At 75.0% G+C, this 8,458-nt stretch carries 8 protein-coding genes; 7 read left to right on the top strand and 1 reads right to left on the bottom strand.

Features of this window, described 5'->3' with window-relative positions; translation table 11 throughout:
* Positions 1 to 718: Bax inhibitor-1/YccA family protein (locus tag ACFE60_RS03070; protein WP_375387362.1), on the top strand; the 718-nt coding region annotated here is incomplete at its 5' end.
* A gap of 188 nt (positions 719 to 906) precedes the next feature.
* On the top strand, positions 907 to 2,163 hold the full coding sequence (locus ACFE60_RS03065) for a GDSL-type esterase/lipase family protein (RefSeq protein ID WP_375387361.1): 1,257 nt from the start codon (positions 907 to 909) through the stop codon (positions 2,161 to 2,163).
* A 13-nt stretch (positions 2,164 to 2,176) separates the two neighbouring features.
* On the opposite strand, the gene guaA is transcribed toward ACFE60_RS03065, so the two are convergent.
* Positions 2,177 to 3,736 (bottom strand): glutamine-hydrolyzing GMP synthase, encoded by a 1,560-nt coding sequence (gene guaA / locus ACFE60_RS03060; protein ID WP_375387368.1) that lies wholly within the window; start codon positions 3,734 to 3,736, stop codon positions 2,177 to 2,179.
* A 184-nt stretch (positions 3,737 to 3,920) separates the two neighbouring features.
* Between guaA and ACFE60_RS03055 the strand changes: the two genes are divergently transcribed.
* The 5 genes from ACFE60_RS03055 to ACFE60_RS03035 are packed head-to-tail and all read left to right on the top strand — an operon-like array spanning position 3,921 to position 8,449.
* The gene (locus ACFE60_RS03055) at positions 3,921 to 4,577 is read left to right on the top strand and encodes an NUDIX domain-containing protein (RefSeq protein WP_375387360.1); all 657 of its coding nucleotides are present in this window, start codon (positions 3,921 to 3,923) and stop codon (positions 4,575 to 4,577) included.
* Complete coding sequence (locus ACFE60_RS03050; RefSeq protein WP_375387359.1) at positions 4,574 to 6,052, top strand: purine-cytosine permease family protein; 1,479 nt, start codon at positions 4,574 to 4,576, stop codon at positions 6,050 to 6,052. Before ACFE60_RS03055 ends, ACFE60_RS03050 begins: the two co-directional genes overlap by 4 nt.
* Complete coding sequence (locus tag ACFE60_RS03045) at positions 6,049 to 6,603, top strand: cysteine hydrolase family protein (protein WP_375387358.1); 555 nt, start codon at positions 6,049 to 6,051, stop codon at positions 6,601 to 6,603. The genes ACFE60_RS03050 and ACFE60_RS03045 overlap by 4 nt, the downstream gene beginning before the upstream one ends.
* Complete coding sequence (locus ACFE60_RS03040) at positions 6,600 to 7,586, top strand: ADP-ribosylglycohydrolase family protein (RefSeq protein WP_375387357.1); 987 nt, start codon at positions 6,600 to 6,602, stop codon at positions 7,584 to 7,586. Before ACFE60_RS03045 ends, ACFE60_RS03040 begins: the two co-directional genes overlap by 4 nt.
* A complete protein-coding gene (locus tag ACFE60_RS03035; protein WP_375387356.1) occupies positions 7,583 to 8,449 on the top strand; it encodes a PfkB family carbohydrate kinase in 867 nt (288 codons plus the stop codon). The genes ACFE60_RS03040 and ACFE60_RS03035 overlap by 4 nt, the downstream gene beginning before the upstream one ends.
* The last annotated feature ends 9 nt before the right edge of the window (positions 8,450 to 8,458 follow it).

Here is an 8,458-nt window from a genome sequence, read left to right as displayed (position 1 = left end):
CAGCACGGTCAGCGCCGCCCAGCTCGAGGAGCTGTACGAGCGTCCGGCCGCGTCCCCCGCCGACACGGGCCGCATGACCTACGAGGACACCGCGGTGAAGACCGTCGTGCTCCTCGCCGTCCTCCTCGCGACGTCCGCCGTCGGATGGTTCATCCCGGTGCTCGCGATCGTGGGCGCGATCGCCGGCTTCGTGCTGGCGATGGTGAACACCTTCAAGCGCGAGCCGTCCGTGCCGCTCATCGTCCTCTACGCGGCGTTCGAGGGCCTCTTCGTCGGCGGCCTCTCCTCGTTCTTCAACGAGCGGTGGAACGGCATCCCGCTGCAGGCCGCGCTCGCGACCTTCATCACGGTCGGGGTGACGCTCGCCCTGTTCGCGAGCGGCAGGATCCGCGCCTCCGCCCGGGCCACGAAGATCTTCCTCATCGCGATGGTCGCCTACCTGGTGTTCCAGCTGCTCAACGTGGTCCTGCAGGTCACGGGCGTCGTCACGACCACCTTCGGACTGCAGAGCGGCTGGCTCGGTGTGCTGATCGGCGTCGCCGTCGTCATCATGGCCGCCTACTCGCTGGTGCTCGACTTCGACCAGATCCAGCAGGGCGTCCGCCGCGGCATCCCCGCGAAGTACGGCTGGACCGGTGCGTTCGGGATCATGGTCACGATCGTCTGGCTCTACTTCGAGTTCCTGCGCCTGATCGCGATCCTCCGCGGCAGCAACTGACCCGCACCGCCTGACTCGAGGGGCGCCCGGCTTCGGCCGGGCGCCCCTCCTGCATCCCTCAGAGCCTGAGGCGTCCCCAGTCCGGGGCGACCGCCGCAACGCGTGCACCCGGGGGCGTGTCCGCGGCGCGCCCGCGGTCCGGCGCTGCATAGCCTCCCTTCCGTCCTCAAGGAACGAAAGGCCGATCGATGCAGGTGTCCGACCTCCTGGTCCCGCTCGCCGCCCGCTGGCAGCGCCGCGTATGGGACGAGCTCGTCCTCGTCCCGCGCCCCGGTGACGCCGCGCGCCAGTTCGTCGCCGGCCCCGATCCGGACCGCGTGCTCGTGCTCGGCAGCGGCCCGGCGGTCGGGTTCGGCGTGCTGACCCAGGACCTGGCGCTGCCCGGCCACCTCGCGCGGCGTCTCGCCGCCGCCACCCGCCGCGGCGCCTCCGTCGACGTGCGGGCCCGGTTCGGCGAGACCGCGGCCTCCGCGGTGCGGCTGGTCAGGGAGGCGCGGATGCAGCACTACGACGCCGTCGTGATCTGCATCGGAGCGACCGACGCCTACACCCGCACGTCCTCCGAGCGCTGGCGCGCCGACCTGTCGGCGCTCATCGACACGGTCCGCGCCGCGACGACGCCGTCGACCGTCATCGCGGTGCTCTCGATCCGCCCGCTGCAGGGCAGGGCCGGCGCCCCTGGCTGGAGCGGCCTGGTGGACAAGCACGCGAGCCGGCTCGACCGGATCGCGGAGGAGCTGTGCGTGCGCCGCCCAGGGGTGGTGCACCTCGGCGCGCCGGCGTCGAGCTTCGAGGCGCCGCGGACGGCCTCCGGCTACGACGAGCTCGCCGAGCGGATCACCCCGATGCTCGCCACCCGGCTCGATCTGCTCGCCCTCGCCCCGCTGCCGACCGCGGCGCGGGAGCAGCGGAACCTGCCGGACCCGGAGCTCGACCGGCAGCGCTCGCTCGATCGCACGGGGCTGATGTCGTCCGGCTCCAACGCCCGCCTCGACCGGCTGCTGCGCAGCGCCCGCGAGCTGTTCGGCATCACCGGCGCCGCGATCACCCTCGTCGACGGCGAGCGCGTCGTGTTCAAGGCCGCGGTCGGCATGCCGTCCGAGGACGTCCCCCGCCGGATCGCGCCGTGCGACCGCACCATCCGGCGGAACGGCGCCCTGGTGCTCGGCGATCTCGCCGGCGAGCCCATCGCCGCCGACGGCTGGCGCTTCTACGCCGGCCACCCGCTCGAGTCGCAGGACGGCTACCGGATCGGTGCGCTCTGCCTGCTCGACACCGTGACCCACGACCCGTTCAGCGTCGACCGATACGCCCTGGCGGAGGTCGCCGCCCGGATCGAGACCGAGCTGTGGAAGGAGGCCGCCGGCACCGCGGAGCCCGACGACCTGCGGCAGGGCGTCTCCCAGTACACGGTCGCGAGCCTCTCGGGGCCGGCGGCGGGCTGACGACCGGCGCGGGTCACTCCCACTCGATGGTGCCCGGCGGTTTGGAGGTGACGTCGAGGACGACCCGGTTCACGTCGGGCACCTCGTTCGTGATGCGGTTGGAGATGCGCGCGAGCACGTCGTAGGGCAGCCGCGTCCAGTCCGCCGTCATCGCGTCCTCGCTCGACACCGGCCGCAGCACGACCGGGTGCCCGTAGGTGCGGCCGTCGCCCTGCACGCCGACGCTGCGCACGTCCGCGAGCAGCACGACCGGGCACTGCCAGATCTCCGCGTCGAGCCCCGCGGCGGACAGCTCCTCCCTGGCGATCGCGTCCGCGCGCCGGAGGGTCGCCAGGCGTTCCCGCGTCACCGATCCGACGATGCGGATGCCGAGCCCCGGACCGGGGAACGGCTGCCTGCCGACGATCGCCTCCGGCAGCCCCAGCTCGCGGCCGATCGCCCTGACCTCGTCCTTGAAGAGCGTGCGGAGGGGTTCGACGAGCGCGAACTCCAGGTCCTCCGGCAGGCCGCCGACGTTGTGGTGGCTCTTGATGTTCGCGGTGCCGCTGCCGCCGCCGGACTCGACGACGTCGGGGTAGAGGGTGCCCTGCACGAGGAAGCGCACGGCGCCGCCCTCGTCCTGCGCCCGCGCGACGACGTCGGCTGCGGCGCGCTCGAAGGCGCGGATGAACTCGCGGCCGATCGTCTTCCGCTTCGTCTCGGGGTCGGCGATCCCGTCGAGCGCGCCGAGGAAGGTGTCCGCCGCGTCGACGACGACGAGGTCGACCCCGGTCGCGGCGACGTAGTCGCGCTCGACCTGCTCGGCCTCCCCCTCCCGCAGCAGCCCGTGGTCGATGAAGACGCAGGTCAGCTGACGGCCGATCGCGCGCTGCACCAGCGCGGCCGCGACGGCGGAGTCGACCCCGCCGGACAGCCCGCAGATCACCCGGGCGTCGCCGACCTGCGCGCGGATGCGTGCGACCTGCTCCTCGATCACGTTGCCGGGGTTCCAGTCGGCCGCGATGCCGGCCGCGTCGTGCAGGAAGCTCTCGATCACCGCCTGGCCGTGCGCGGTGTGCTTCACCTCCGGGTGCCACTGCACGCCGTACATCCGCCGCTCGTCGCTCGCGAACGCCGCGACGGGCGTCGACTCGCTCGATGCCAGCACCCGGAAGCCCTCCGGCGCGGTCGCGACGGAGTCGCCATGGCTCATCCACACGACCTGGTCCGCCGGCTGCCCGGCGACGAGCGGCGTGCCGGAGTCGGTCGCGTCGCCCGCGAGGCGGACGGCGGTCGAGCCGTACTCGCGCCGGCCGGTGTGCGCGACGGTGCCGCCGAGCTGCTGCGCCATGACCTGGAAGCCGTAGCAGATGCCGAGCACCGGCACCCCGAGCTCGAGCACGCCCGGGTCGAGCGCCGGCGCGCCCTCCTCGTAGACGCTGGACGGCCCGCCCGACAGGACGATGCCGGCAGGCTGCCGCGCCGCGACCTCGGCCGCCGTCACCCCGTGGGGGACGATCTCGGAGTACACCCCGGCCTCGCGCACGCGCCGGGCGATCAGCTGCGCGTACTGCGCGCCGAAGTCGACGACCAGGACGGGGTGCGCCTCCCCGGGCGGCCGAGCGGGCTCGGCGGGGGCGGGTTCCGGCGAGGTGCTGGTCACCCCTCCAAGGGTACGGACCGGCGACGCCGTTCCCGACCCGGTAATGGTCAGGAGCACCCGAAGTGCTACGCTCGCGCTCACCACTTCATGTCGTCCCGACCTTTAGGGGGTCCCGGTGCCCGAGCAGCCCGTCACCGTCGCCGTCTCCACGGTGATCTTCGGGCTGCGCGGCGTCGACGGGGAGCCCGTGCTGCACCTGCCGCTCGTGCAGCGGGTGCGGCAGCCGCACCTCGGCCGGTGGGCGCTGCCCGGCGGCCCGCTGCGCGCGGACGAGTCGCTGCGCGACGCGGCCCGCCGCAGCCTGGCCGACACCACGGGCCTCGACCCCGCCCACCTGGAGCAGCTGTACACGTTCGGCGCGGTCGACCGGGGCGCCGCGGACCGCGTCGTCTCCGTCGTCTACTGGGCGCTCGTGCGCACGGAGGAGGCGGAGCGGACCCCTGACGACCCGCACGTCGCCTGGTTCCCGGCCGAGCGGCTGCCCCTGCTCGCGTTCGACCACGACGAGATCGTCGGGTGGGCCGTCAAGCGCCTGAAGGCGAAGCTCGAGTACACGCACCTGTCGCACGCCCTGCTGCCGGACGAGTTCACGCTCGGCCAGCTGCGGGAGGTGCACGAGGCGATCCTGGGCCGGCGCCTCGACCCCGCGAACTTCCGGCGCCGCGTCGAGGCGACCGGCACCGTCGCGCCGACCGGCGCGCACCAGGCCGGCGTGCGGCACCGGCCGCCCGCCCTGTACCGATCCACCGCCAGAGAGGAACTGCTCACATGACCGCCATCGATCCCGGCGCCCCGCCGACCGCTGCGCCGCCCGCCCCGGCCGGCGTCGAGGCGAACGGCCTCAACACCATCGCCGAGTCCGAGCGCAAGGGCCGCGCCCGCGACCTCTTCTGGCCCTGGTTCGGCGCCAACGTGTCGGTGCTGGGCCTCAGCTACGGCTCGTTCATCCTCGGCTTCGGGATCACGTTCGTGCAGGCGACGGTCGTCGCGGTGATCGGGATCGTGATCTCGTTCGCGCTCTGCGGCCTGGTGGCCCTCGCGGGCCGCCGCGGCTCGGCCCCGACCATGCTGCTCAGCCGCGCGGCGTTCGGCGTGCACGGCAACCGGCTCGCCTCCGTCATCTCGTGGGTGCTGCTGGTCGGCTGGGAGACGGCGCTCACGTCGCTCGCCGTGCTCGCCACCTCCACGGTGTTCACGGAGCTGGGGCTGGACCTCGGCCCGCTGACGAAGATCGTCGCGCTGGTCGTCGTCGCGGCGCTCACCGTCGGCGGCGGCATCGCCGGGTTCGACGTGATCATGCGGATGCAGCGGTGGATCACGATCGTCACCGGCGTGCTCACCGTCGTCTACATCGCGCTGACGGTCGGCTCGATCGACACGGGGGCGGTCGCCGCCCTGCCCTCCGGCGACGCCACCGCCCTGATCGGCGCGCTCGTGTTCGTGATGACCGGGTTCGGGCTCGGCTGGGTGAACGCGGCCGCCGACTACTCGCGGTACCTGCCGCGCAGCACCCGCGGCGCGGGCGTGTTCGGCTGGACCACCTTCGGCGGCGCCGTCGCGCCGGTGATCCTCGTGGTCTTCGGGCTGCTGCTCGCCGGCTCCTCCCCGAAGCTGTCCGCGGCGATCGGCGCCGATCCGATCGGCGCGCTGACGAGCCTGCTGCCCACCTGGTTCCTGGTCCCGTTCGCGGTCGTCGCGATCCTCGGCCTCGTCGGCGGCAGCGTGCTGAACATCTACTCGAGCGGGCTCGCCCTGCTGTCGGCCGGCGTGCGCGTCCCCCGCTTCGCGGCGGCCGGCATCGACGGCGTCCTGGTCATCGCGGGCACGATCTACGTCGCCTTCTTCTCCCCCGACTTCGTCGGGCCGTTCCAGGGCTTCCTGATCACGCTCGGCGTGCCGATCGCGGCCTGGTGCGGCGTCTTCCTCGGCGACATCGTGCTGCGCCGGAAGGCGTACGCCGACGCCGAGCTGCTCGACGCGCGCGGCCGCTACGGGTCCGTCCGGCCCTCCGCCGTCCTGCTCGTGCTGCTCGGCACGGCGATCGGCTGGGGCCTCGTGATCAGCTACACCCCCGCGTTCGCCTGGCAGGGCTACCTGCTCGGCCCGATCGGCGGCCGGGACGGGGCGTGGGCGGGTGCGAACCTCGGCGTGCTGCTGGCGCTCGTGCTCGGGTTCGTCGGCACGGTCGTGCTGACCCGCGGCACGGTGCGCCGCCAGGAGGCGCTGCCGCTGCCGGAGGCGCGGTGACGCCGGGGCCGCGGCTCGTCGTCGTCGACATGCAGCGGGTGTTCGCCGACGCGGGCAGCGCCTGGGCCACGCCCGGGTACGCGACCGCGGAGGCGGGCGTCCGCCGCCTGCTGCCCGCCTTCGCGGGCCGGACCGTCTTCACGCGCTTCGTGGCGCCGGCCGAGCCGGCCGGGGCCTGGATCCCGTACTACCGCGACTGGCCCCACCAGCTGCGGCCGGCGGACGACCCGATCTGGGACCTGACCGCCGACCTCGACGCGCAGGGTGCGCCGGTCGTCACCGCCACCACGTTCGGGAAGTGGGGACCCGACCTGGCCGTCGCGACGGCGGGCGACGACCGCCTCGTCGTCGCTGGGGTGTCGACGGACTGCTGCGTGCTGTCGACGGCGCTCGCCGCCGCGGACGCCGGGCGCTTCGTGACCGTGGTGGCGGACGCGTGCGCGGGGCTGTCCGAGGCCGATCACCGCCGGGCGCTCGACGCGATGGCGCTGTACGGCCCGCTGATCACGATCAGCGACGCGGCCGACGTGCTCAGCCGGGTGGGGTCGTGAACCGCGGGGATCGAGCGCTCGGCGCCCTCACCGGCCTCGCGATCGGCGACGCGCTCGGCATGCCGACGCAGACGCTGCCGCGAGACGCGATCGTCGCCGCGGGCGGGGTGACCGGCTTCCGCGCCGCCGCGCCCGACCACCCGCTGGCGCACGGGCTGCCGGCCGGCCGGGTCACCGACGACACCGAGCAGGCGCTGCTGCTCGCCGACGTGCTCGTCGCCGGCGCGGGCCGCATCGACCCCGGCCGCCTCGCCGACGGCCTGGACCGGTGGGAGCGGGAGGCGGTGGCGCGCGGCTCGGCCGACCTGCTCGGCCCCTCCACCCGCTCGGCCATCCAGGCGGTCCGCACCGGCACCCCTCCCCAGCTCGCCGGCGCGAACGGGACCACGAACGGCGCGGCGATGCGGATCGCCCCCGTCGGGATCGCGGTGCCGGTCGATCCGGTCGACGGCCTGCTGGACGTGGTCGAGCAGGCCTGCCTCGTCAGCCACCACACGTCGATCGCGATCGCCGGCGCCGCCGCGGTCGCCGCCGTGGTCAGCGCCGGGGTGGAGGGGCTGAGCCTCTCCGCGTCGGTCGCGCTCGGCGTCGCCGCGGCCCGCACCGGCGCCCGCCGCGGTCGGTGGGTGGCGGGCGGGGACGTCGCCGCCCGCATCCTGTGGAGCATCGATCTCGCAGGTCGCCAGGACCGGACGCTCGCGATCGATCGGCTCGTCGCCCTCGTCGGCACGAGCCTCGCCACCCAGGAGTCGGTGCCGGCCGCGTTCGCGATGCTGCTGCTGCACCCCGACGACCCCTGGGCCGCCTGCTGCGCCGCCGCCTCCCTCGGCGGCGACACCGACACGATCGCCGCGATGACGGGGGCGATGGCCGGCGCCGTGCACGGCGTGGACGCGTTCCCCGCGGAGGCGGTCGCCCTCGTGCGGTCCGTCAACGACCTCGACCTGGAGGCGCGCGTCGACGCCCTGCTGGCGCTGCGATGAGCGGACGCGTCGTCACGATCGGCAACGCGATGATCGACGTCATCGCCGCGGCGCCCCACCTGCCCCGTCGCGGCGGCGACGTGCTCGCGACCGCCGGACGGCTGGAGGTGGGCGGCGGCGGCTTCCGGACGGTCGCGGCCGCCAGGGCGGCCGGGGCGCCGGCGCTGTACGCCGGCCGCATCGGGACCGGGGTGTTCGCGGACCTCGCGCGGAGGGCGCTCGCGGACGCCGGCATCCCCGCGCCGCTGCCGCCGGTGCCCGACCGGGACACGGGCTACGTCCTGACCGTGCTCGAGCCCGACGGCGAGCGCACGTTCCTGACGGTGCCGGGCGCCGAGGCCACCCGGCCCGAGCTGGGCGGCCTCGTACTCGACGCGGACGACGTCGTGCACGTGCACGGCTACGGCCTGGTGGCGCCGGGCAGGGGCGCCGCGATCGCCCGATTCGTCGAGTCGCTCGGCCCGAGCGTGCGGGTGCTGCTCGACCCGGGCCCGTTCGGTGCTGACGCCGATCCCGAGGTGCTGGCCCGGCTGCTGCCGCGGCTCGACTGGTGGAGCGGCAACGACGCGGAGGCGCGCGCCGCGACGGGCCTGGGCGACCCCGTCCGAGCGGCGCTGCTGCTCGCCGGGACCGTGCGGACCGGCGCGGTCGTGCGCCTCGGCGCGGAGGGGTGCGTGCTCGCGGTGCGCGGTGCGGCGCCGGTCCCCCTCCGGGCGCCCGCGGTCGACGTGGTGGACACGAACGGCGCGGGCGACACCCACGTCGGCGTCTTCCTGGCGGGCCTGCTCGCCGGGCTCGACCCCGTCGACGCCGCCCGGGCGGCGAACGAGGCCGCAGCGGCCTTCGTCGGTGCCGCGCGCTGAGCGGCCGGC

This window comes from uncultured Amnibacterium sp. (assembly GCF_964245895.1).
In the GTDB taxonomy this organism is placed as follows: Bacteria; Actinomycetota; Actinomycetes; order Actinomycetales; family Microbacteriaceae; genus Amnibacterium.
This window is presented reverse-complemented; position numbering and strand designations above follow the sequence as displayed.

Bases quoted from the DNA above. Each gene is read 5' to 3' on its own strand.
- ACFE60_RS03050 (WP_375387359.1), top strand. From the start codon at position 4,574: ATGACCGCCATCGATCCCGGCGCCCCGCCGACCGCTGCGCCGCCCGCC.
- ACFE60_RS03065 (WP_375387361.1), top strand. From the start codon at position 907: ATGCAGGTGTCCGACCTCCTGGTCCCGCTCGCCGCCCGCTGGCAGCGC.
- ACFE60_RS03035 (WP_375387356.1), top strand. From the start codon at position 7,583: ATGAGCGGACGCGTCGTCACGATCGGCAACGCGATGATCGACGTCATC.